Genomic DNA, 23,733 nt, shown 5'->3' with positions numbered 1-23,733 from the left:
CTTATCTCCAGATTTTTCGATAGGCTCCAACGGTGGCGCTCTGCCCTTCCGCCAAGGATGCCAGCGCCCCGGCGGGAATCGCTTGCCCTTCTGCCATCGCCGCGAGAACCCCCCGAAAACTGCGCACCACCGCAGTAACATAAGCGCGCGAGCGCTGACGCCCCTCGATTTTGAAAGCCGAGACCCCGGCGCGTGCCAAGGCGGGCAAAATCATCGAGGCATCGAGACTGGCCGGTTCCTCGAACACATAGCCTTCGCGCGCCCCCACTTTGAAACAGCCTTTGCACAATGTCGGATAGGGGGCGGCCTGCGTCGCTGGCGCGCGGTGGATGGTATAGCCTCCTAAACGCGCCGCCAGCACCCCGTCCTCCTGGGCATAACTGACATGGCTTGCGGGTGAACAGACGCCGTTCATATTCGGCGACTGGCCCGTGATGTAAGACGAGAGTGCGCAGCGCCCCTCCGCCATAACGCAGAGGCCGCCGAATACAAAGGCTTCGGTTTCAACGTCAACGGCGGTATTGATCGCGGCGATTTCCTCGACACTCAAAACGCGCGGCAGCACCACGCGCCGAATACCGAAGGTTTCGGCATAGAAGTTAATCACATCAGGATTGGCCGCCGCCGCCTGAACTGACAGGTGACGGCGCAGGTCCGGGTGATGGTCGGCGGTATAGGCTATCAGCCCCAAATCGGCCAAAATGACGGCATCAGCCCCGGCTTGCGCCGCGTCCACAACGGCCCGATGCCAAATCGCCTCATCGCCCGCGCGGGGGAAAGTATTGATCGCCACGAGCAGCTTGGTCCCTTTGCGATGGGCGTATCGCACCGCTTCGGCCAACTCCGGGCGCGAGAAATTCAGTCCAGGGAAATTGCGGGCATTGGTTTCGTCGGCAAAGCCGCAATAGACCGCATCGGCACCGGCATCAACGGCAGCACGCAACGCGGCAGGGGTTCCGGCTGGGCAGACGAGTTCCATCACCGGCCCTCCCGTGGACGGAAGAACGGCACGCCGGTCAGCCGCGCAGCCTGCCGAAGGGCTACGACCGCCAGCGGGTTCAATGGCCCGCACAGGGCTGCGACTTCGGCCCCAAAGTCCACCTCGGTTGCATCAATCGCATTGCGCAACGCCAGAACCGCCGCCGTGTCACCCTCCACGGTTAGATCTCGTGAAAAAAACAGCGCATCGCCGTCCCAAACGCCCTGCACCATGCCGATCAAAGCGGCCAATGGCCCGGAAATCCGCGCATCTGCGGGGGTGTCGGCGGGCGCGAGCGCGACCCGCCCGCCCCCGCGCAGATCAATTAGAAAACAGAGTGGGATGTCGGTTGCGACAACCGCAAAACAGCAGCGCCGAAATTCGCCCAAACGATCCAATACAGCCGGATGCCGTTTCAGCAAGCAGCGGGTGAAGCGGGTCACCGTCGCGGAAACCAAACTCGGCGGCACACTGCGAAGGCCTGCGGCTAAAATCGGTGGAACGAGCGGGATTGCCTGACGGTTGGGTAGAGAGACGTTGGCGGCAAACATTGGGCACCGGCTGAAAAGGAGGAGAGCGCCCGCACCATAGAAGGTTCGTCGAACCAATTTATTGAGGTATCTCAAATCATGTCCCGCCGCTGCCTGATATGCCCCTGCCGCCCCCCCTAGCTGAAAGGATAATAGGTGATGCGGCGGACACTGCCCCCTTTTCCCGATCTGCGGGCGTTTTTGGACTGGTGCAAGAAGGCGGGAACCCTGCATGGGATTGCCGCTCCGGTCGCACTTCAGGAGGAGATGACCGCCGTTCACGCCGGGGTTCTGGCCCGCGGTGGGCCGGTCCTGCGCTTCGATCAGCCTATCCGGCCCGACGGGCAAGCCGCTGAAATGTCCGTAATAACGAACCTGTTCGGGACCGAGGATCGGGTGGCCGCCGGTTTGGGCGTCACACGGGCGGAAATTCCGGCGCTAGGGGCCTTCTTGGCAGCGCTGCGCACCCCTGCGCCCCCCGATGGCGTCCGCGATGCGGTTCGACGGTTACCGCAGCTTAAAGCGCTGCTCGCCAGCCGCGACCGGCGGCTCGACCGCGCCCCGGTTCAGGAATGCATGCACACTCCGCCCGATCTGACCCGCCTTCCGGTGCCGGTCTGTTGGCCAGGGGATGCCGGTCCGCTGATAACGTGGCCGGTAGTGCTCACCCGTCCCGCAGGTTCAGACCCTGCCGACAGCGGGCAATATAACGCCGGGGTCTATCGCGCCCAGCCTCTCGGCCCGGACCGGCTGATTCTACGTTGGCTCGCCCATCGCGGCGGGGCGGCGCATCATCGAAGCTGGGCGCAGGCCGGTGCAAGGATGCCGGTGGCCATTATACTGGGGGCCGATCCTGCTTTGTTGCTGGCGGCAGCTCTACCCTTGCCCGAAACGGTCTCCGAGCTTGGCTTTTCCGGCGTATTGCGTGGCAGCCGCACCCGTTTAACCGCCGCCCGAACCGTTCCCCTGCACGTCCCCGCCGATGCTGAAATCATCCTCGAGGGCTGGATCGCCCCGAACGAAACCGCGCCGGAAGGGCCTTTCGGCGACCATACCGGCTATTACAATGCGGTCGAACCTTTCCCCGTCATGCGGATCAGCGCTATTACCCATCGACGCGACCCGCTGTATCTTTCGACCTATACGGGACGCCCGCCCGACGAACCGTCAGTCATCGGCGCAGTGTTCAACGATCTCGCCCTGCCGGTCATCCGTCAGCAGATCCCGGAAGTGCGCGATCTTTGGCTCCCGCCTGCAGCCTGTTCCTACCGCATTGCCATCGTTAGCATCGAAAAACGTTACCCAGGCCAGGCCCGACGGGCGATGCTGGCCCTGTGGGGAATGCTGCCACAATTCACCTACACGAAGATGATCCTTGTGGTGGACGATGATATTAACCCCCGTGATTGGAACGATGTGGCCTGGGCCCTGGCCACCCGCTTCGATCCGGCACGGGATAGTGTAATTCTGGACCGGACACCGATGGATTATCTCGATTTCGCCAGCCCGCTCGAAGGTCTCGCGGGTAAGATCGGGCTAGATGCAACCACAAAGATTGGGGCGGAAACTAAACGCCCCTTCGGCACGGTGATGCGCCATTCCCCCACCGCCGAAGCGGCGGCAATGGCAATTTTAGCGCGGGAGGGATTCGCATGATCTCGGTTATTCTCGGGGTTTCTGGAGCGTCGGGTGCCGTTCTAGCCGGTGCTTGCGGGCAAGAATTGGCGCGGCGTGGGCTGCCGTTCGATCTGGTCGTCAGCCAAGGGGCGGAAAAGACCTTCGCCCTTGAAGCCCCGGATACGCTAACGGCGCTATTGGCGCTAGCCCGAACCCGCTTTGCTATCGGCGATTTTGCCGCGCCACCCGCCTCGGGCTCCTATCCCAGCGCCGGAATGATTGTCGCCCCTTGCTCAATGCGCAGCCTTGCCGCCATCGCCCATGGGTTGGACGATACGTTGTTAACCCGCTGTGCCAGCGTCCACCTCAAGGAACGCCGCCCGCTGGTGCTGCTGGCGCGGGAAGCGCCGCTGACTCTGGCGCATCTAAGGAATATGACCGCCGTGACCGAAATGGGCGGGATTCTGTTGCCGCCAGTGCCGGCCTTCTACTTGCGCCCTATATCGGTGGATGCTCTGGTTGGGCAAATTGCGGCCCGCGCCGTCGATCTGCTGAAACTTACGCCCCCACAAGCCGAGGCGTGGTCCGGCCCCCCTGGGGCACTTTTGAGCCACGGCCAATAGTCCCAGAACCACAAGAGGAAGGAGGCTGCCCAAAGCAACGCGGCCCATCGGTAAGCATTCAAGCCCCCCAAACCAAATTCCGGTAGAACGCGCACGCCAAGAGCAAGCAGGATCAAGAGAAGCGCAAACCGGGTCTTCCGCCGCAGTCCCAGCGGACGCCCCGTATGCAACAGCCCGGCAATGCTGAAAACGGCGAGCACCCCCAACCCCAGCCCGCCCATCACCGCGAGATGCAGCCCGAAGAGCGGGGTGGTCGTTGCCCAAAGCAAGCTCGCGCCCCAGGCCATTAACCCCGCCCCCGCCAGCAGCGATGATCCGGCCAGGGCCAACACTTCCGCCCGGAAAAACTCTCGCCCGACAAAAGTCTCGCCGGTTCGGTCTAAGAACGCCGCCCCGGCAGCCATCAGCAGATAGGCGAAAACCGGCTCCGCCCCCCCCACCCCTTGACCGATCACCGCGACCGCCACGAGGCCGGGTGCAAGGTTTAAGCGGCCTGGATGGGGCCGAAACGGGAAGCTTGCCTCGGTTGGGTCCAAAATCTGATTGAGGATCGGCGGACCGATCCGCGCCAGGGCCAACCCCAGCAGCCCCAAAAATGCCAGCGCCACCATCAACACCCCCCTCTCGGCAAGGGCCATATCGGCGCAGATCATCCCCCAGCGTACCATTGCGGCAGCGGCGGCGAGGGCCGATAGCCAGAGCAAAAACCCCAGCAGTCGGTCGGTCCGTCGGCGGAGGGACACCAGTGCAACAAAGCCAACCAGAGCCGCTAACCATCCGAGGTCGGCAAGCGCCGCAACCACCCCAAAACGGTCGGCGCCCCCCAGCCCAACCAAACGCCCAATCCCCCACAACAGCGCTAGCCCAAAGAGCAGCCCTCCCTGGGGCCGGGGCGTGCCGGTCCATTCTGGAACAGCTGTGGTAATAAAGCCAATCAAGGCGGCCCCATAGGCTCCTATCAGCAATTCATACCCATGCCATACAAAGGGACTGGTGGTTCGGGTAAAAACCAGATCAAACCCCTGGCCTATCGCCCACAGCGCTGGCCAAATGGCAGCATGAAGGGCCGCCAGCGGAAAAAATAGCCGTAGTCCCTCGTCCCCCAACGTATCGGCCAGGGCCGAAAAGCGCCTCATGCGATCCTCCGTTCGTCAAAATCGTTGATCTGTTGAAACAGCGGATCGTCGTGCGTCAAATGCTGGACCAGCGCGAAAAGAGCGGCATCGTCCCGGTCGCCGGGTTTACCCTCCAAAAAGCGGGCACCGCGCACGCCCCGACCGTGCCGATCCAGCACGAGAATCCGATGGGCAATGCGCGTTGCCTCCATCAGATCATGGGTCACGAATAACCCCGCAAACCGACAGTCGCGGGCGGCGGTGATAACCAGATCCTGCATCCGGCGCTTCAGCGCCACGTCAAGCGCAGTGAAAGGTTCGTCGAAATAGATAAAATCCGGCCTAGCGATCAAGGCGCGGGCAATCGCCACGCGCTGCCGCATTCCACCCGACAGTTCGGCCGGAAATTTATCAAGATCAACCGGATCGAAGGCTACAGCGCAAGCCTGTGCTTCCGCCCGTTCGTGCCGGGTTCGGCGGTTGATTCCTATCAACTTCAAAGGTAGGGCAATATTGTCGCGTGCCGTCAGCCAGGGCATGAGCCGGGGGTCTTGAAAGACCATTCCATGCCGCTGGTAGCCCCGTTCGATCCGACCAGCCCGCGCTTCGATCAAACCAGCCGCAAGGTGCACCAACGTGCTTTTGCCGCAGCCGGATGGGCCAACCAAGGCAATAATCTCTCCGGCCTCAACCGATAATGAAACTTGGTCGATCACCGTGCGTCCCAGATACGCGTGGTTTAGGCCGGAGAGAGACAATATGGTCACCGCCGAACCCCCCAGGCCCGGCTGGCATCTCGCCAGCGTTCCGCCTCCGCCCGTAACGGATGCAGCACCCCATATTCCAGCAGAATTAGTCCGCCAACAGCGATGAGCACCCAGGCCAGCGCTTCTGTAATGTCAAGATTGGCACGGGCCGTTGCCAGCAGACGACCGATTCCCACCGTATGGGTTAGAAGTTCGGCCATCACAGCGACTTTAACCGCCACTCCCAGCCCCAAGGCCAATGCCGGAAAAATCTGCTGCATCGCCTGAGGACAGGCGGAGGCCCAAAAGCGCCGGAACGGCCCAGCTCCAAACGCTTGGCAGAGAATATCCAGCCCCCGATCACGCTGGGCAACCCCTTCGACCGCGCCGACAAAGAGAACCGGTGCAACGGCAATCACAATGGTCGCTAGGATCGTTCCTTGACCAATCCCGAACCAGATCATCGCCAAAACAATCCAAGCAATCGGCGGAACACCGAGCATCAAGGTCAGAAGCGGTCGCGCCAGCCTTAGACTGGCGGGCGAATAGCCCGACGCCAATCCTAAGAGCACCCCCAGAATACTTGCCATCGCAAACCCTTCCAAAGCCCGCAGAAGGCTAAGGGCGACAATCGCGCGATAGTCGGGCCGCTGGAGGATTGCCCAGGCCGCCCGCAAGGTTTCTTCCGGGCGGGGCAGAACGAAGGCCCCATAAGCCTCATGTCCTGCCTGCCAAACCGCTGCCAGCAAAAAGACCGCTGCAAGACCGGCCCACCCACCCCATAGAAAGCCCAAACTGCGCCCCAGACGGTCGAGCCCAGCGGCTGCGCTGCGCTTACAAATAGAAGCGATCATCGGGCAGTTTTCCTCCAATCCCGCCAGGATTGACCGCCAGGATGGCCCGGAAACTTGCGTCCAGGGCTGAACGCGCGCTGTGCGCGGGGCGGGTAACCAAATTGCAATGGGGAATCGCCGCCGTCAGCACCGGCACCGGCAGATCCAGGGTTGGTGCGGCGGCAGCCGCCGCGGTCGCCGGATCGGCCCGAACCGCGTCCGCCGCGGCGATCAGCAGCGTCGAGAGTGCGGCAACGGTTTCCGGATACTGGCTTAAAAACGCCTCCGTCACCCCAACCCCGGCTTGCGGCAAGAACGACCCCAGGCCCGTGATCTTGCCCCATTCGACCTGAAGATCGATCCGCCGCTCGACAACCTTTCCAAGGGCCTTACTTTTGATTTCTGCGGCAGCCGCTGACGGGTCGGGTACTAGGGCGGCGGCGACGTGCCCCGTCAGGAGCAGTTGAATGGCTTCGGTCGGTGTTCCGGTGATCATGATGCTCAGATCTCGCGCCTCATCCAGCCCGTGATGCGTCAGAACCCGCGATAGGATGAAATTCGGCAAATCATTCCCGAAGGGAATGGCAAGCACCTTGCCCTTGAGGTCGGGTACAGCCTGCAGGGCTGGATCGGCGCTGACGATATAAAGCAACCCATCGGTCATCGTATTGAGTAAACGGATCGGAAAGCCCCGGTTGTAAAGCGCCGCCGCCGCCGTGGTCGGCATCACAGCAAGAGGCATCGTGCCGGACACGAGGCCCGCACGCATCTCATCGGGATTGGTCCAGATTTTCAGCCGGACACTCCGGGCAAGCGGGGCAAGGTGCCCTTGGGCGAGCGCTGCGGCCAGAACGATCGATGGGCCAGCTGGTGGCCCAAACAAAACCAATTCATCTAACCGGGCCGCTGCCGCCCGGCTAAGACCGGGCAACGTTAGAAGGCCCGCCGCCCCGGCAATGAAGCCGCGCCGCGACACAGCGGAAATGCGCTTCGTCATCATGGTCATCCTATCCCCTTGATCCAATAGACCGTCCCGACGCGGACCGAGAGGATTGAGACGGCGACGGGCGGCGGCAGGTCGGTTCAACCCGCCTGCGGCGGCGGTCCTGTGCCTAATCTAGCTGCGCTAGGAGGTCAGATTTTGCGCTACCGCAAGTTCGTTTCATTTTTTGCGATTAAGACCTATTCGCATGTAATGCAGAAGATTTAGAGCGCTTTTCGTTTGCATTGGCTCACTGTAAACGCTCTAATTTTTGTTGCTTAACGCAAAGGCTAGTCGCGGGTGTTCCACCCGCTCGGGATTTGCTCTAAACGGTCGTAGTGGACTGTTGAAGGTGCAGACCTAACCGCTCCAGCACCTCCGGCGGCCTCAGCGGCATATCGTTAAGGGGCACAGTCATCGCCAAATCGGCGGCAAACGCCTCCCAGGCCGCCAGATTGCGGGCAGGGACGGCAACGATGGTGGGAATTCCTCGCTCCAGCGCTGCGACGATCAGGGGAAGAAAACCGCTACCCTCCGCTTCCATCTTGCCGAATTTATTCACCAGCAGCAGATCGGTCGGCGCCTCCAGCGTTGCCTGCGCCCGGACTAAGGCCCCCAGCAGAGCATCGGTATCTAGGGCACACCCCACAGCGCCCGACCCGCGGTCGTCGGCAATTGCCGTGCGTGCGCCGGTGGCAAGATCCTCCAACTCCATATCACAACGCGCCGAAGCCGGGCGATCCAGCGCACGCTGAATAAGCCCGGCAAGCGCCAGATCATGCGCTTGCAGATAATCGGCGAGGGCGGCCAGCGTCGCTTCGGCACGGGCGCTATCGGAGTATACAAGACCAACCAAAGAATGGTCGGCGGTTAGACGGGGCATGTTGATTTCCTCAGAGAGCGGGGCGGAAGGCCCGGCAAACGGCGGGGTTGGTCTCAAGGCGCGGTCCGCCAATCAGATCAATGCAATAGGGAATGGCGGCAAAGACTGCGGTAAGACAGGTGCGGATCGCCGCCGGTTTGCCGGGCAGATTAATAATCAGGCTGCTCCCACGGACCCCCGCCGTTTGGCGGGAGAGAATCGCGGTCGGCACGTCGGCGAGACTGGCGGTGCGCATCGCCTCGCCGAACCCTGGCATCATCCGCCCGCAGATGGCTGCCGTTGCTTCCGGCGTCACGTCGCGCAGGGCCGGGCCGGTGCCGCCGGTGGTTAGGATCAGAGGACAGCCGACCATATCGACAAGCTCGATCAGGGTAGTTTCGATCAGCGCCTGTTCGTCCGGCACCAGCCTTAGTACCGGGTGCCACGGGCTCGTCAGCACTTCGGTTAGATAGGCTTCGATGGCCGGGCCGCCGCGATCCGGGTAGACCCCTGCTGCGGCGCGGTCAGAACTAACAAGGACACCGATAGCAATCGGCTGCATACTCAAACCTCCTGATCGCCGTTGATCGTCGGCAGGCAGCAGGGCGGCGAAGCCATATCGCTCAACGCCAGCGGCTGAAAAGCCTCTTCGGCGTGGCGCTGACGGCGGCTGACCGGGATTGCCGGATGGGTAACGCGATGGTCGATGGACGGCAGCGCGTCCCGCTCGGCGCTTGATGACAGATGTGGCCCAAGATCACGCAACAGACCGTCCTCAATGGCGTAAATCCAGCCGTGCAAATGCACAGGCTGCCCGCGTTGCCAGGCGTTTTCGACAATGGGCGTGGCCGCCACGCGCCGAACCTGCATCTCGACATTCACCTCGCATAGCCGGTTGAGCCGCGCCTGCGCCCCAGAAAGGGCCTCGAAGACCGCCCGATGCTTGTGCAGCAGCATCGACAGCGGTTGCAGCCAATGGTCCAGCAAGGCTCCGCGCGCGGTATCCAGCACCCGCGCAACCCCGCCGCAGCCGTAATGTCCGCAAACGATGATATGCTCGACAGCGAGATAATCGACGGCATATTCCAGCACCGACAGGAGGTTAAGGTCGCTAGTATGGACAAAATTGGCGATATTGCGATGCACGAAAACCTCACCGGGGTCTAAACCCAGGACATCGTTCGCCGTTACGCGGCTGTCGGAACAGCCGATCCATAGATAGCGCGGTGCCTGCTGTTCAGCCATGCGGCGAAAGAACCCTGGGTCACTGCGGGTTTTGCCGTGCGCCCAGGCAATATTTCGGTCGAGCAGATGGTCCAACGTTTGGGTCATGACGCCTCCATTCCCCGCCGCGCCCGGAAAGAGCAGGCCAAAGCCTTAAGATCAGCGCGCGTCAACCGCACCCGGGCAATTGCGAGAACAATGCCGCTTTCAAGTGACACCAGCCGCTTGGTCAGGGCCGCCTGCGCTAGGAAGAGATCCCGCGCCGGGTCGGTCAAGCGTATCGGATCGGAGGCCGGGTCTGCGGCTAAAAGATCGACAATCGCCTGCGCCTGTCGTTCGGTGCGGCGGTGATCTTCCGCCAGTCGGGCGAGCACTGGTACCAAGGCATCTTCCGGTAGGATGCGACGCCGTAACAGCGGAAAGAGATCGCAGTCAAGATCATCGTGATGCTGCGGCAGTTCGTAACCAAGACACGCGATCAGCGGATCGGCGTCCGCCCGCCCGATCTCCCCCACACCGGCCGCCTGTTTCAAACGCCCCCCCAATGCTCGCTGTCGGGCGTGCGCATTCGCAATAACAGCAATAGGGTCGCCGAAGTCGTCGGGCAACGGCGGATCAAGCGGCCTAACGGCAGGCGGGGGATCGCCGGTGCGCAGTCTAGCCGCCGCCATGGCAGCCTCCACCGCAACCACAACCGCTGGTCAGGGATGGATCAGCCTGGTCACGGGCAAGACTCCAATGCAGGATAGCCGTTACAGCGGCACGGGCCGTGTCTTCCCCTCGCTCCAGGGCGGTCATCAGCACCATCCATTCTTCAGAACTGGCCTGAGCAGCGAAGCGATGCGCCGCCCCACGCAGATAATCCGGCGGGCTTTCGTTGAACCGCGCCGCCACGACCGCCGTTTCGGCCAATAAGGCCGCATCGGCCAACCGGTCCAGTGCGCCATCGGCGGCTCCTTCCAGACTGGTGATCAAGGTGCCGAAATGCATCGCCTCCCCCTATTGCACGAGTGGTTGCAGAGTGGCGTCGAGGCTGATGCCGCGAATGTCAGCGCGACCCGCCAAGATCGATAGATACTGCCGGGTCGCCGTACGCTGTACGCGGTCGGTCAGGAACTCGGCGATGGTCGCAGCGACCATATCAAAGGGCAGGTCGCGCCCGTCAATCCGCCGGTCCACAGCAACGATATGTAGCCCGTATCGGGTTTCCACCGGGGTTGGGGCGATGGCCCCAACTGGGAGGCCGGATAGCGCGGCTTCAAACTCCGGCACGGTCTGGCCCGGCCCGATCTGCCCCAGACTGCCGCCGGTCTTGCCGGACGGGCAGGCGGAAGCGGTTTCAGCCAAGGCGGCAAAGGCAGCCGGATTACGCGCCAGTTCCTCCAGCAAGGCTTCAGCCCGCGCAGATGCTTGGGCGCGCCCTGAATTCTCATTTGGTGCGGCCGCGAGCAGAATGTGCCGAACTTCATAAAGATCGGGGGTGCGGAACCGAGCGCGATTGGCAACATAGTAGCGCTGGCAGGCGTCGCGATCCGCCACCGGGACAACCACCTCTTGCTCAATAGCCTGACGGATCAAGGCTTCGTCGTCCGTTTCCCGCCGCCCGGCGTCATCAGCGATTGGGGCAGGGATTAACCCCAAGCGACGGGCTTCCTGTAGCAGCAGTTCGCGTACGACCAGGGCTCTGGCGGCGGCCTGCATGGCATCAAGCGGTTTGGTTGCCGGATGGTTCTGAGTTTCCTGGGCGATAGCTGCACGGGAGATGACTACCCCGTTGACGCTGATTGTCTTGGGCTGCGTCGCCAGAGCGGGCTTAGCGGCGCAATCGCCCGCAGGCTGTAGGCCGCTCATCGCCGCCCCCCCGCCGACGGGCGAACCGCATCGGCTAAACGGCGGCTTCGCACCACCTGATAGCCGCGCCGCCCGAGATACCAGACAGGGGCCGACCAGATGTGGACAAGGCGCGAGAACGGAAAGAGAAGGAAAATCGTCATCCCCAGCACGAGATGCAGCACGTAAGGCCAAGCCAGCGCCTGCATGTCATCGACATGCACTGGCTGCAGCGTCAGCACCGCCTGCGCCCAATGGGAGAGGATCAACATCACCGACCCGTCGCTATGGTCTAGCGAAAAAGGAATGGTGATCAACCCCAGGGTTAACTGCACCCAGAGGATCGACAGAATGACAATATCCATGCGGGTAGAGGTTTGCCGAATGCGCGGATCAACCAGGCGTCGGTGCAGCAGCATCGTCAGGCCGATGAAACAAGCCGTTCCAGCGATCCCACCAGCGACGATAGCGATCATCTGCTTCTGCGGTACGGTCATAACCAGCGTATAGACCGAGGTTGGCGTTAACAACCCGACCGTGTGGCCCATCAGCAGAAACAGAATACCAAAGTGAAACAAGTTCGACCCCCAACGGAGTTGGCGCTTGCGCAGTAACTGACTGGAACTAGCCTTCCAGGAGTATTGCTCGCGGTCAAAGCGGATCAGGCTACCAACTAGAAACACTGTCAGGCACAGGTAGGGATACCAGGCGAAAAGAATGTGATAGAGCATATCGCGCATGATTTAGCTCCTTGCGCTGACGGCGGTTTCAAGACCGGGGGCCGGTCGCCGCGCCTGGCGGATTTTGGCGATCAGACTGTCCTTGCCGCAGGCATCGGCCGCGCCGGGGCCGAAGGTGACTTCCACTTCCTCCCAAGCGGCGTCGAGCGCATCGAGATCGTCCGGCTCCGGGTCGGGTTCGGCGCGCAGGGCGGCTAGGGCCGCCGCATCCAACTGCCCATCGGCAAGATCGACCAGCACGGCAAACACCGCCTCATAAGGCGTGCGGCGTTTGGCCAGCCGTTCGCGCAGGGCGGCAAAGACGTGACTAGGCTCGGCGATCAGATCGAGCGCTGCCTGAGGTGGTAGGGTAGAGGCATATTCCAAGAACAGCGGCAGGAAATCCGGCAGCTCTGAGGGGGTCGGCGAGTAACCTCCCTCCTCGTAGAGTTTCAGCAGATCGACCATCGCTTGGCCACGGTCGCGGCTTTCGCCATGGACGTGCTCGAAGAGATGCAGCGACAACGATCGGGTGCGATCAAACAACAGAATATAGCGTTCCTGCAAATCATAGAGGTCCTTGACCGCCAGATCGTTCAACAGCCCATCAAGCGCCACCCGATGCCGAGGCGGCACCAAGGCTTCCACCGCAAGCACCTGCCGAATTTCGGGCACCGCTCCCGTTAAGGCCTCGGTCGGATAAGTCAGCAGGGCCGATAGGACTTTGAGGGTTTTCATGCCCCAGCTCCTTCCTTGCTTTTTGCGTTCTTGCGCTTAACGCCACCGAACAGATTGACCTGTTGGTCGCTGGGCAAACAGCCATCCCCGAAGGTAAACCCGCAGTTGCCCCGCAGTTCATAGGCGTCTTCCGTCACTTCGCGATGACTGGTCGGGATAACAAACCGGTCTTCGTAATTCGCAATCGCCATAATGCGGTACATGTCTTCGATCTGCGCCCCGGTCAGGCCGACCTTGGCCGCGATCCCCTCATCGATCACGCCGTCGATCGTCTTCGCCCGCATATACGCGCGCATCGCCAGCATCCGTTCGAGACCCAAAGCGACGGGGGCCTCGTCCCCGGCGGTGAGCAGATTGGCGAGGTAGCGCAGAGGGATACGGAGGGAGCGCACGTCGGGCATCGCCCCATCCGTCCCCATCTTCCCGGCTTCCGCCGCCGCCGTGATCGGCGATAGGGGCGGCACGTACCAGACCATCGGCAGGGTGCGATATTCGGGATGCAGCGGGAAAGCGATCTTCCACTCCATCGCCATTTTCCAGATGGGGGAAACTTTCGCCGCCTCGATCCAGTTTTCCGGCACGCCATCGGCGCGCGCCTGGGCAATCACCGACGGGTCTTTCGGATTAAGGAAGACGCTCAGTTGCGCTTCGTACAGGGCCTTTTCGTCATAAACGCTGGCAGCCGCTTCGATCTTATCGGCGTCGTACAACACGACGCCAAGGTAGCGAATGCGCCCGACACAGGTTTCCGAACAGACGGTCGGCTGCCCCACTTCGATACGCGGATAGCAGAGGATACATTTCTCCGACTTACCCGACGACCAGTTGAAATAAATCTTCTTATAGGGGCAGCCGGAAACGCACATCCGCCAGCCCCGACATTTGTCCTGGTCGATCAGAACGATGCCGTCTTCTTCACGCTTATAGATCGCCCCGGAGGGGCAGGCCGCCGCGCAGGCCGGATTAAGGCAATGCTCACACAAGCGGGGCAGGTACATCATGAAGGTATTTTCGAACTGCCCGTAGATTTCCTTCTGAACCCCTTCGAAGTTCACATCTTGGGAGCGTTTGGCGAATTCGCCACCTAAGATTTCCTCCCAATTCGGCCCCCACTCGATCTTCTCCATCCGATTACCGGTGATTAGCGAGCGCGGGCGAGCGGTGGGAAAGGCTTGGCTTTCCGGTGCCTTCTGCAAATGTTCGTAATCGAAGGTGAAGGGTTCATAGTAATCGTCGATCTCGGGCAGATCAGGATTAGCGAAGATATTCGCCAGAACCCGCCATTTACCGCCGATGCGCGGCTCGATCTTACCGTTGGATTTACGCTTCCAGCCGCCCTTCCAGCGCGTCTGGTTTTCCCAATCTTTGGGATAACCGATCCCCGGTTTGGTTTCGACGTTGTTGAACCAAGCATACTCCAGCCCCTCGCGGTTGGTCCAAACGTTCTTGCAGGTAACAGAGCAGGTGTGGCACCCGATACACTTATCGAGGTTCAGCACCATTGCTATTTGCGCACGGATTTTCATGATGGTGCCTCCTCCTATTCGGCGGCCTGAGCGGGCGAACCGCGACCGGCATAAGGACCTTCCAGCCAATCGACGGTTTTGAGCTTGCGGACCACGACGAACTCGTCGCGGTTAGTGCCGATGGTTCCGTAATAGTTGAACCCATAGGCGAGTTGGGCATAACCACCGATCATATGTGTCGGCTTCAGCACCACGCGGGTCACCGAATTATGGATACCGCCCCGTTGGCCGGTCATTTCCGATCCCGGCACATTCACGATTTTTTCCTGGGCATGATACATCATCACCATGCCGTCCTTGACCCGCTGGGAAACGACCGCACGCGCTACCAGCGCCCCATTGGCGTTATAGGCTTCGATCCAATCGTTATCGACGATGCCTGCGGCACGTGCATCATTCTCACTGATCCAAACGATTGGCCCGCCGCGCGACAGCGTGAGCATTAGAAGATTATCGGTATAGGTCGAATGGATGCCCCATTTCTGGTGGGGCGTGATGAAGTTTAGCACTACCTCCTTCTCGCCGTTTGGCTTGATCCCCTTGACCGGAGCGATCGCGCGCAAATCGACCGGTGGGCGATAGACGCAGAAACCTTCCCCAAAGGCGCGCATCCACAGATGGTCCTGATACAGCTGCTGCCGCCCGGTTAGGGTGCGCCAGGGGATTAACTCGTGGACGTTCGTGTAGCCAGCATTGTAGCAAACCTTCTCACTCTCCAGTCCCGACCAGGTGGGGGCGGAGATGATCTTACGCGGTTGGGCCACCACATCGCGGAAGCGGATTTTCTCGTCCTCCTTCGGAAGCGCTAGATGGGTATGGTCGCGCCCAGTGGTCTTGGACAGCGACGCCCAGGACCTGACGGCCACTTCGCCATTGGTTTCCGGGGCTAACATCAGTAGCACCTCCGCGGCATCGATGTCGGTCAGGATGCGCGGCATTCCCTTTGTCGGCCCCTCGTCCGTCACAATGCCATTCAAGTGACGCAGATGTTCAACCTCGTGCTCAGTTTTCCAGGCGATACCCTTAGTACCATTTCCTATTGTGTCCATCAGTGGACCGAGGGCTGTGAAACGTTTGTAGAGATTGGGATAATCCCGCTCTACCACGGTCACGGCAGGCATGGTTTTGCCTGGGACCGGCGTGCACTCGCCCTTCTTCCAATCCTTCGGCTCGAACGCCTGTCCCAGTTCGCCGGGGCTATCATGCTGGATTGGGGTCAGCACGACGTCTTTCTCAACGCCCAACACTTCCCCCGCCACCGCCGAGAATGCCTTAGCAATGGCCTTATAGATCTCCCAGTCGGATTTTGCTTCCCAAACTGGGTCCACCGCACTGGTTAGCGGGTGGATAAACGGATGCATATCGGAAGTATTGAGATCGTTCTTTTCATACCAAGTGGCGGTTGGAAGCACGATGTCCGAATAAACGCAGGTGGTTGACATGCGGAAATCCAGTGTCACCAGCAGGTCGAGCTTCCCCTGCTCCGGGGCGTCGCGCCAAACCACCTCTTGTGGTTTCGCCCGGCCCTCTACGCCAAGGTCCTTCCCCAAAACCCCGTGCGATGTGCCGAGGAGATACTTCAAAAAATATTCGTGCCCCTTGCCTGAGGAACCGAGCAGATTGGAACGCCACACAAACATATTTCGTGGAAAGTTCGGCTCCGCATCTGGGTCTTCCCAGGCAAACGACAGCGCACCGGACTTCAGCCCCTGCGCGACATAATCTCTCACTTCCAGCCCGGCGGCAGCGGCCTTTCCGGCAATCTCTAGCGGGTTCTGAGTCAAGGTCGGATAGGCAGGTAGCCAACCCATCCGGATAGCCCGCATGTTATAGTCGATGATTGCGCCATCCCACGGGCCGGATGGGGCTGTCGGCGATAGAATATCTTGGGTCTGCATCGTTTCGTAACGCCATTGTCCGGCGTGCAGATAAAAGAAGGACGTGGAATTCTGCTGCCGGGAAGGACGTCCCCAATCGAGGGCAAAAGCAAGCGGGGCCCAGCCCGCCTGCGGGCGCAGCTTCTCTTGCCCAACATAATGGGACCAGCCGCCGCCCGATTGACCAATACAGCCGCACATCACCAGCATATTGATAACGCCGCGATAGTTCATATCGCAGTGGAACCAATGGTTCATCGCAGCGCCGATAATAACCATCGAGCGGCCATGTGTCTTTTCCGCATTAGTGGCGAACTCGCGTGCCACTTGGATAATCTTGTCGCGGGAAACGCCGGTGATCTTCTCGGCCCAAGCCGGGGTGTAAGGCGCGTCTTCGTCAAAACTCGCGGCGACATTGCCGCCACCGAAGCCCTGATCGACACCGTAATTCGCAATAAACAGGTCATGGACTGTCGCAACCAGCGCTTCGCCCTCCACCAGGGCAAGTTTTTTCACTGGAATACGCCGTGTCAGCACACTGGCGTGGTTGGAGTGGGTAAAATGGGCGTGCTCGATATTACCGAAATAGGGGAAGGCAACTTCAGCATACCCATCCTCGACGCCTTTCAACGACAGACGCAGTGTTGTGGCGCGCCCCTGGCTATCCTTCTCCTCAATGTTCCACTTGCCAGTTTCGCCCCAACGAAAACCAATGGAGCCGTTGGGTACGGTCAGCGCACCGCTGGCATCATCGTAAGCGACCGTCTTCCAGTCGGGATTATTGATTTCCTCCAGATGCCCGGCGAAGTCAGAAGCGCGTACAAACCGGTCTGGCACAAGCGAACCATTCTGCGGCACGAGACGTACTAGCATCGGCATATCGGTATACTGCCGCACATAGTCGCGGAAATAAGCTGCCTGCCGATTAACGTGATATTCGGTAAGGATGACGTGGCCCATAGCCATGGCCAATGCCGCGTCCGTCCCCTGCTTTACCGACAGCCAGATATCGCCGAATTTTGACGCCTCTGAATAATCAGGGCAAATCACCGCGCTTTTGGTCCCGCGATAGCGAACTTCGGTATAGAAATGGGCATCGGGTGTCCGCGTCTGCGGTACGTTCGATCCCCAAAGGATGATAAAACCAGCATTGTACCAATCGGCACTTTCGGGCACGTCGGTCTGCTCGCCCCAAACCTGCGGCGAGGACGGCGGCAAATCGCAGTACCAATCATAGAAGGACATGCAGACGCCGCCCAGCAGCGACAGATAGCGTGATCCGGCGGCATAGGAAACCATCGACATCGCCGGGATCGGCGAAAAACCGATCACTCGGTCTGGACCATAGGTTTTGGCAGTATAGGCATTAGCGGCAGCGATGATTTCTGTCGCCTCGTCCCACGGAACCCTAACGAAGCCGCCGTGACCGCGCACCTGAGTGTAATCCGCGCGCTTCTGCGGATTCTCCACAATGCTTTTCCAGGCTGCGACAGGAAGCTGGGTCTTGCGCGCCTCGCGCCAATGGCGCAACAGCCGGGCACGGATCATTGGGTATTTCACCCGGTTACCAGAATAAAGGTACCAGCTATAGCTCGCACCACGCGAACAGCCACGCGGCTCGTGGTTGGGCAGATCGGGCCGGGTGCGTGGGTAATCGGTCTGCTGGGTTTCCCAGGTAACGATCCCGCCCTTGACATAGATTTTCCAAGAACAGGAGCCGGTGCAATTAGCGCCATGAGTTGATCGCACAATTTTATCGTGCTGCCAGCGCTTGCGGTAGCCGTCCTCCCAGCGACGATCTTCGCCGGTGGTGATGCCGTGACCCTCGGCGAAAGGCTCCGTAGCCTTTTGGAAAAAGGTAAGGCGGTCGAGAAAATGAGACATGGCGTTTCCCTCGGATAGAACCTGGGTACGAAGAGAGGTGATGGGATCAGCGAGCCGCAGCGGCCAGCCGGTGTTCAACGTCGAACAACAGGCCGCCGCGGCGGGTGTAGAACCACCAAGTGATAAGCAGACAACTGACGTAGAAACCCAAAAAGCCGTAGAGTGCGGCTTCTGCCCCGCCTGTGGCAGCAATAGAGGTGCCGAAGCTCTTAGGGATGAAGAAGGCACCGTAGGCAGCCACCGCGGAGGTGAAACCGATGATCGCCGCACCCTCCTTTTCCGCCTGGCGCAGCCGGTCAGCGGCCGAGAGCCCAGGCTCCAACCGGGCAACCTCTTTGCGCATGATCGCCGGGATCATTTGGAACGTGGAAGCATTGCCTACCCCAGTGGCGGCAAAAAGAAACAGGAAGCTCGCCAAGAAGATCGGGAAACCATCAGACGTACCCTTAAGCCCAATGGCGTAGAGGACCCCGATCACCCCAAGACTCATGGCGACGAAGACCCAGAAGGTGATACGCCCGCCGCCGATACGGTCACACGGTTTGCCCGCCGCTGCGCGCGCCACAGCGCCAACCAGCGGTCCCAGGAAGGCATATTTCAGAGCGTTCACATCGGGAAACAGGATCCTCGAGAGAAGTGGAAAAGCCGCCGAGAAGCCAATGAAGGAACCAAACGTGCCCGTGTAAAGCCAGCACATCACCCAATTATGGCTCCGACGGAAGATCACCGCTTGATCGGCAAAACTAGCTTTCATCGCCGCGAGATCGTTCATGCCAAACCACGCAGACATTGCCGATAAGGCAATGAACGGCACAAATACGAAACCAGCGTTCTGTACCCAAAGAGTGGAAGTTACACCCGCCACGGTCGCCGTCTGAGGTGCTCCGCCAACGCTGCCAAAGACGCCCGCCGTGATCACTAACGGCACGACGAATTGCACCACCGACACCCCGAGATTACCGAGGCCCGCATTTAGGGCAAGGGCGTTACCCTTCTCTGCCTTTGGGAAGAAGAAAGAGATATTCGCCATAGAGGATGCGAAATTACCGCCACCAAAGCCACAGAGCAGCGCTAGCAGCAGAAATATCCAGTAGGGCGTATCAGGATTTTGTACGGCAAAGCCCATTCCGGCAGCGGGTAGCATCAAGGACCAAGTGGCTAGGGTCGTCCAGAGACGCCCGCCAAAAATAGCCGGCATGAAGCTGTAGAAGATGCGCAGAGTGGCACCCGATAGGCCCGGCAGGGAGGCGAGCCAGAATAGTTGTTCGTTACTGAAAGCAAAACCAACGGACGGTAACTTGGCCACAACGACCGACCAGACCATCCAGACTGCAAAGGATAGCAGTAGACAGGGGATTGAAATCCACAAGTTACGCTGCGCGACCTTGTGGCCCGTCGCCGCCCAGAATATCGCATCCTCTGGACGCCAATCTTCAATAGCCCCTTTGGCACTCAGAGCTCCTTCCTGGGCCACACTGTGGATCGGCTGCATTTCCGGTAGTTCCGGCAATTTACCCGCTGGAACCCCGGCGCGCAGGGCAGCCTTTTCCATCTGCCGCACGGAGACGTGCATCCAAACCAAGGCTAGAGTAACAATGGCGAACAGCAGCCAGAAACAGCTTTGCCAAACGCCGGTCAGTTCGTTCAGCATCCCGAAGACGATGGGCAGAACGAAACCGCCAAGACCACCGACAAGACCGACAACCCCACCCACCGCACCGACGCGGCTGGGATAGTAGACAGGGATATGCTTATAGACGGCGGCCTTGCCGAGGCTCATGAAAAACCCCAATACAAAGGCGATAGCAATAAAACCGTACAGCCCCATCTGCATGGAAAATTCATGCCGCCCGCCAATCCCCTCGACAATGTAATGGGTCGGCGGATAGGACAGGATGAAAGTGCAGACCACTGAAACGCCGAAGGTGAAGTACATCACCGTCCGTGCGCCGAACTTATCGGACAAATGGCCACCATAGGCCCGGAAGATCGAGGCCGGGATGGAGTAGGCCGCCGCAATCATCCCCGCTGCCCGAATATCGAGACCGTAAACGCCGATCAGATAACGTGGCAACCAAAGAGCAAGGGCAACGAAAGCGCCGAAAACGAAGAAGTAATAGAGCGAGAAGCGCCAGACTTGAACGTTCTTCAACGGCTCCAGCATCGCCGATAGCGGCTCCGGTTTGGCCCCGGTCGTGCGGCGCTGGGCCAGATCGGGATCATCTTTGGTCAGCAGGAAGAAGATCACTGCCACCGCCGCCAACGCCGCAGCCCATACATAAGCAACCATCTGCCAGCCGTAAGCCAGCATCACCGTCGGCGCTAAGAATTTGGTAACAGCGGAACCGACGTTGCCCGCGCCGAAGATCCCCAGGGCCATGCCCTGTTTTTCCTTCGGGAACCATTTCGCCACATAGGCAACGCCGATGGAAAACGATCCGCCTGCAAGCCCGACACCGAGCGCTGCTAGCAGAAAAGTTGGATAATCATAAGCTTGCGACAACAGCGCCGTCATGACGGCCGCAGCTAGCATGGTGATCGTCAACACCATCCGTCCGCCGTATTGATCGGCCCAGATGCCGAGAATAAGGCGGATGAGCGAGCCGGTCAGGATCGGCGTGCCGACCAACAGCCCAAACTGGGTTTCGGTCAGCCCAAGGTCTTTTTTGATTTGAATGCCGATAATGGCAAAAATCGTCCAGACGGCGAAGCAAATGGTAAAGGCAAAAGTGGATAACCAGAGTGCTAGGTTTTGGTCGGATCGGCGGATAGCGGGACCGGACATACTCGCCCCCTTTGAAAAAGGTGGTACTAAAGACAGCCCAGATATCTGCTTCTCCGCCTCACCCTCCCTTGAGCTAAATCAATCCCGGGTTTCAACTTATGCTTTCAAGACCATTTTCGATAAAGATCAACTCCATCTAAGCGCACTGCAGCTTCGCACTCGACAAAGGCAATTTATAATTTGACTTCTATCAAGGATTAAATTGCAGTACGGAGCTATCTTTTGACAATTGGAGGGAATGATGCGCGCTGAAGAGATCGATGAAATGCGCCTACTGGCGCTGTTCAAGAATGTCCCCGACGAGCATGTAGACATCATGCTACGGGCATCGTTTTTACAGCGCTTTCCCGCCCATGTGGAGCTTGTGCGGGAAGGTGACCCCCCGGATTTTTTACATGTCGTTGTCTCGGGTCAAGTGGAGGTGTTTTCTGCCTATCGTGACCGGGAAACCACTGTGGCAGTGCTGGAGCCGGGGCAAAGTTTCATCGTTGCCGCCGTGCTGCTAGACAGGGTTTATCTGAAATCGGCACGTGCCCTGTCCGCCGCCCGCGTTCTAATGATCCCGGCAGAACTGGTGCGACGTTACTTCGCGGAAGACGCTATCTTCGCCCGCTCCTTAGCCGTCGAACTAGCTTTGGCCTATCGCGGCGTTGTGCGCGAATTGAAAAATCAGAAGCTACGCTCAAATCTTGAACGTCTAGCGAATTGGCTGATCGCTCATCAGGCAGAAAGCGGCGGGGCATCCCGTATCACCCTACCTTTCGATAAGAAGGTGCTGGCATCACGTCTTGGTATGGCCCCAGAAATTCTGTCGCGCAGTTTTGCTGCGCTTCTGCCCTATCAGGTGCGGGTGAAGGGGCCGGAGATTGAGATCGGAGATCTTGCGGCCCTACGCACCTTGGCCAAACCAACGTCCACCATCGACGATCCGACGATTTAGGGAGGGCTTACGACCATGGGCTGAGCAGCCTGCTTAGGGCCTGATCCAAAGATCAGGATAAATTGACCTCGATCAAAGACACCCTCTAGACACTCCTTATTGTAGCTTCCCTATCGCTCCGAGCTGGAACCGCCTAAGGGACCATGTCCTAGGGCCTTCCGGCCAGGGCCGGGGGTGGAAACGCCCTGGCCTCCCGCGCTTGGAAAGGAGTTTCCCCTGTGATCCTGCCGCCGCTGGCTGACCGTTTCGGTCGAACTTTCCCCTATCTGCGCTTATCCGTAACCGATGTGTGTAATTTCCGCTGCTCCTACTGCCTACCGAACGGGTGGCAGCCCACGGGAACTGAACGGTTTTTGACCGGGGCGGAAATCCTGCGCCTCGTGCGCGCCTTCGCCGGGCTGGGCACCTGGAAAATCCGCCTGACGGGTGGCGAGCCCAGTGTGCGCCGTGACCTGACAGAAATTATCCGGACAACCGCCGCCGTCCCGGGTATTCGCCGCATTGCACTGACCACCAACGGCTATCGTTTGGCGGAGCGCGCCGAATCCTGGTTCGACGCCGGGTTACAGGCGATCAATGTCAGTATCGATTCGTTGGATCGGGCGCGGTTCCGCCTCATCACAGGCCATGACCGGCTGGTCGAGGTGCTGGCAGGGGTAGAAGCTTGCCGCCGCTTAGGCTTTAGCGCCGTGAAGATCAATACGGTGTTGCTGCGCGGCCTGAACGGCGATGCGGTGGATGACTTTATCGATTTCGTCGCCGACAGGGACCTGTCGTTACGCTTCATCGAGCTGATGCGCACCCGTGACAATGCCGATTATTTTGCCGACCAGCATCTTCCGGCGCATCGGGTGATCGACCGGCTGACGGCGCGGGGCTGGCATCCGCTGCCGCGGGTGGAGGGGGCCGGACCGGCGCAGGAATTCATGCATCCCGATAGCCGGGGCCGGATCGGCATCATCGCCCCCTATGCCAAAGATTTTTGCGCTAGCTGCAATCGGTTGCGCGTCTCGGCGCGCGGCCTTCTACATCTCTGTCTATTCGGTAGCGGCGGGCATGACCTGCGCCCGCTCTTGCAGGACGATACTCAAATCGGTGCGCTGCAAACCACCCTAACGAATCTGCTTACCCTGAAGCGCGACCGGCATTATCAGGCGGAGGGCGATTTCGGCACGCTCCCCTCGCTGGCCGCAACGGGCGGTTAACCTGTTAAAGCCCGCTCCCGCCCGTCGCGCTGGCGCAAGATAATCGGAAACGGTGCGCCGACTGCGACCCGATCCAAATCCGGGAAGTCCACAAAACTGGGCAACGGGACCAACATCGGTCCCTCCGTGCGCGCTTCCTGCAAGTACCACGGCCCACCCCACCCGGCGGCGGCAAGGGTATCGCGCAAGGCCTTAAGGTCGCCTGCCGACAATAGCGCCGGGTGGATCGTCGTGCGGATCTCCCGATAGGCAAGGGATTCTGCCGCGACGGTCAGGGCGAGGCTGTCGCAAAACCGTCCCCAGGCCGCCCGCCCCGTTACCGCCGCAAACCGCACCTCCGGCGCTTTGGCATCGAGTGCGAGGGCTTGAAGACGCCCGTCGGCCAACAGCCGCGCCAGCCTATCCGGTCGAGTGCCCGCCGTATCGAGCTTCACAGCATAACCCCGCGCCTGGGCTGCAGCCGCCAGCGTTTCTGCTTCCGGCCATAGCGCCGCCTCGCCACCCGACAACACTAGGCCATCGATCAATCCCCGGCGTTTTTCCAGAAAGGCTTCGATCACCGCAACACTCAGCCGCCCGCGCCCGGTAACGATATCGGGATTATGGCAATAGCCGCAACGCAGTGGGCAACCCGCGAAAAACAGAATGCAGGCCAGACGTCCCGGAAAATCGAGCGCGGTAAAGGGCTGTAAGGCTGCAACCGGCAGGCGCAACATCG

At 60.2% G+C, this 23,733-nt stretch carries 21 protein-coding genes, 1 pseudogene and 1 riboswitch; of the genes and pseudogenes, 4 read left to right on the top strand and 18 right to left on the bottom strand.

Translation table 11 applies throughout. From position 1 onward, the window contains the following. Nucleotide 1 precedes the first annotated feature (1 nt). Both ubiU and ubiT read right to left on the bottom strand, forming a co-directional pair. Nucleotides 2-979, bottom strand: coding sequence for a ubiquinone anaerobic biosynthesis protein UbiU (gene ubiU / locus CHR90_RS07495; RefSeq protein ID WP_094408380.1), 978 nt, complete (start codon nt 977-979; stop codon nt 2-4). Next, nucleotides 979-1,530 carry a ubiquinone anaerobic biosynthesis accessory factor UbiT gene (gene ubiT / locus CHR90_RS07490; protein ID WP_094408379.1) on the bottom strand — a complete coding sequence of 184 codons (552 nt, stop codon included), beginning with the start codon at nt 1,528-1,530 and terminating at the stop codon, nt 979-981. Before ubiT ends, ubiU begins: the two co-directional genes overlap by 1 nt. A gap of 138 nt (nt 1,531-1,668) precedes the next feature. Between ubiT and CHR90_RS07485 the strand changes: the two genes are divergently transcribed. Both CHR90_RS07485 and CHR90_RS19630 read left to right on the top strand, forming a co-directional pair. Further along, nucleotides 1,669-3,165: a UbiD family decarboxylase gene (locus CHR90_RS07485; RefSeq protein WP_094408378.1), complete on the top strand. Its 1,497-nt coding sequence runs from the start codon at nt 1,669-1,671 to the stop codon at nt 3,163-3,165. Further along, nucleotides 3,162-3,656: pseudogene (locus tag CHR90_RS19630) on the top strand (UbiX family flavin prenyltransferase); the annotation flags it as partial. The gene CHR90_RS07485 and the pseudogene CHR90_RS19630, both read left to right, overlap by 4 nt. Here the strand turns inward: CHR90_RS19630 and CHR90_RS07475 are convergent. The 15 genes from CHR90_RS07475 to CHR90_RS07405 form a co-directional block, all read right to left on the bottom strand. Next, the gene (locus CHR90_RS07475) at nt 3,614-4,885 is read right to left on the bottom strand and encodes an NnrS family protein (RefSeq protein WP_094408377.1); all 1,272 of its coding nucleotides are present in this window, start codon (nt 4,883-4,885) and stop codon (nt 3,614-3,616) included. The pseudogene CHR90_RS19630 and the gene CHR90_RS07475 sit on opposite strands and share 43 nt — an antisense overlap. Beyond that, nucleotides 4,882-5,631 (bottom strand): ABC transporter ATP-binding protein, encoded by a 750-nt coding sequence (locus CHR90_RS07470; RefSeq protein ID WP_094408376.1) that lies wholly within the window; start codon nt 5,629-5,631, stop codon nt 4,882-4,884. The genes CHR90_RS07475 and CHR90_RS07470 overlap by 4 nt, the downstream gene beginning before the upstream one ends. After that, nucleotides 5,628-6,464, bottom strand: a complete 837-nt coding sequence (locus tag CHR90_RS07465; RefSeq protein WP_094408375.1) for an ABC transporter permease — start codon at nt 6,462-6,464, stop codon at nt 5,628-5,630. The genes CHR90_RS07470 and CHR90_RS07465 overlap by 4 nt, the downstream gene beginning before the upstream one ends. Then, complete coding sequence (locus CHR90_RS07460; RefSeq protein ID WP_229671537.1) at nt 6,445-7,449, bottom strand: ABC transporter substrate-binding protein; 1,005 nt, start codon at nt 7,447-7,449, stop codon at nt 6,445-6,447. The genes CHR90_RS07465 and CHR90_RS07460 overlap by 20 nt, the downstream gene beginning before the upstream one ends. A gap of 301 nt (nt 7,450-7,750) precedes the next feature. Beyond that, nucleotides 7,751-8,308 (bottom strand): DUF2478 domain-containing protein, encoded by a 558-nt coding sequence (locus CHR90_RS07455; RefSeq protein WP_094408374.1) that lies wholly within the window; start codon nt 8,306-8,308, stop codon nt 7,751-7,753. A 10-nt stretch (nt 8,309-8,318) separates the two neighbouring features. Continuing rightward, complete coding sequence (mog, locus tag CHR90_RS07450) at nt 8,319-8,849, bottom strand: molybdopterin adenylyltransferase (protein WP_094408373.1); 531 nt, start codon at nt 8,847-8,849, stop codon at nt 8,319-8,321. Between the two features lie 2 nt (nt 8,850-8,851). After that, nucleotides 8,852-9,619, bottom strand: coding sequence for a carbonic anhydrase (locus CHR90_RS07445; RefSeq protein ID WP_094408372.1), 768 nt, complete (start codon nt 9,617-9,619; stop codon nt 8,852-8,854). Beyond that, nucleotides 9,616-10,182 carry a hemerythrin domain-containing protein gene (locus CHR90_RS07440; protein ID WP_094408371.1) on the bottom strand — a complete coding sequence of 189 codons (567 nt, stop codon included), beginning with the start codon at nt 10,180-10,182 and terminating at the stop codon, nt 9,616-9,618. The genes CHR90_RS07445 and CHR90_RS07440 overlap by 4 nt, the downstream gene beginning before the upstream one ends. After that, entirely contained in the window at nt 10,169-10,501 is a 333-nt protein-coding gene (locus CHR90_RS07435; RefSeq protein WP_094408370.1) for a hypothetical protein, read from the bottom strand. The genes CHR90_RS07440 and CHR90_RS07435 overlap by 14 nt, the downstream gene beginning before the upstream one ends. Before the next feature lie 9 nt (nt 10,502-10,510). After that, nucleotides 10,511-11,362, bottom strand: coding sequence for a peptidylprolyl isomerase (locus CHR90_RS07430; protein WP_094408369.1), 852 nt, complete (start codon nt 11,360-11,362; stop codon nt 10,511-10,513). After that, on the bottom strand, nt 11,359-12,081 hold the full coding sequence (gene narI, locus CHR90_RS07425) for a respiratory nitrate reductase subunit gamma (protein WP_094408368.1): 723 nt from the start codon (nt 12,079-12,081) through the stop codon (nt 11,359-11,361). Before narI ends, CHR90_RS07430 begins: the two co-directional genes overlap by 4 nt. Before the next feature lie 3 nt (nt 12,082-12,084). Then, nucleotides 12,085-12,798: a nitrate reductase molybdenum cofactor assembly chaperone gene (narJ, locus tag CHR90_RS07420; RefSeq protein ID WP_094408367.1), complete on the bottom strand. Its 714-nt coding sequence runs from the start codon at nt 12,796-12,798 to the stop codon at nt 12,085-12,087. Beyond that, entirely contained in the window at nt 12,795-14,324 is a 1,530-nt protein-coding gene (gene narH, locus CHR90_RS07415) for a nitrate reductase subunit beta (protein ID WP_094408366.1), read from the bottom strand. Before narH ends, narJ begins: the two co-directional genes overlap by 4 nt. Nucleotides 14,325-14,338: 14 nt before the next feature. Then, on the bottom strand, nt 14,339-18,085 hold the full coding sequence (locus CHR90_RS07410; RefSeq protein ID WP_094408365.1) for a nitrate reductase subunit alpha: 3,747 nt from the start codon (nt 18,083-18,085) through the stop codon (nt 14,339-14,341). Nucleotides 18,086-18,131: 46 nt separating this feature from the next. Continuing rightward, the gene (locus CHR90_RS07405; protein ID WP_094408364.1) at nt 18,132-20,870 is read right to left on the bottom strand and encodes a nitrate/nitrite transporter; all 2,739 of its coding nucleotides are present in this window, start codon (nt 20,868-20,870) and stop codon (nt 18,132-18,134) included. A gap of 241 nt (nt 20,871-21,111) precedes the next feature. On the opposite strand from CHR90_RS07405, the gene CHR90_RS07400 reads away from it, so the two are divergent. Then, a complete protein-coding gene (locus CHR90_RS07400; protein WP_170941331.1) occupies nt 21,112-21,810 on the top strand; it encodes a cyclic nucleotide-binding domain-containing protein in 699 nt (232 codons plus the stop codon). Nucleotides 21,811-21,914: 104 nt separating this feature from the next. Beyond that, a riboswitch (molybdenum cofactor riboswitch) is annotated at nt 21,915-22,038 on the top strand. Then, entirely contained in the window at nt 22,029-23,015 is a 987-nt protein-coding gene (gene moaA, locus CHR90_RS07395) for a GTP 3',8-cyclase MoaA (RefSeq protein WP_212668641.1), read from the top strand. It overlaps the preceding riboswitch by 10 nt. On the opposite strand, the gene CHR90_RS07390 is transcribed toward moaA, so the two are convergent. Beyond that, complete coding sequence (locus CHR90_RS07390) at nt 23,012-23,731, bottom strand: anaerobic ribonucleoside-triphosphate reductase activating protein (protein ID WP_094408362.1); 720 nt, start codon at nt 23,729-23,731, stop codon at nt 23,012-23,014. The genes moaA and CHR90_RS07390 overlap by 4 nt on opposite strands. Between the last annotated feature and the right edge of the window lie 2 nt (nt 23,732-23,733).

The sequence above is a fragment of the Elstera cyanobacteriorum genome (genome assembly GCF_002251735.1).
Taxonomy (GTDB): Bacteria; Pseudomonadota; Alphaproteobacteria; order Elsterales; family Elsteraceae; genus Elstera; species Elstera cyanobacteriorum.
Note: the sequence above shows the minus strand (reverse complement) of the source record. Positions and strands in the feature narration are given on the sequence as shown.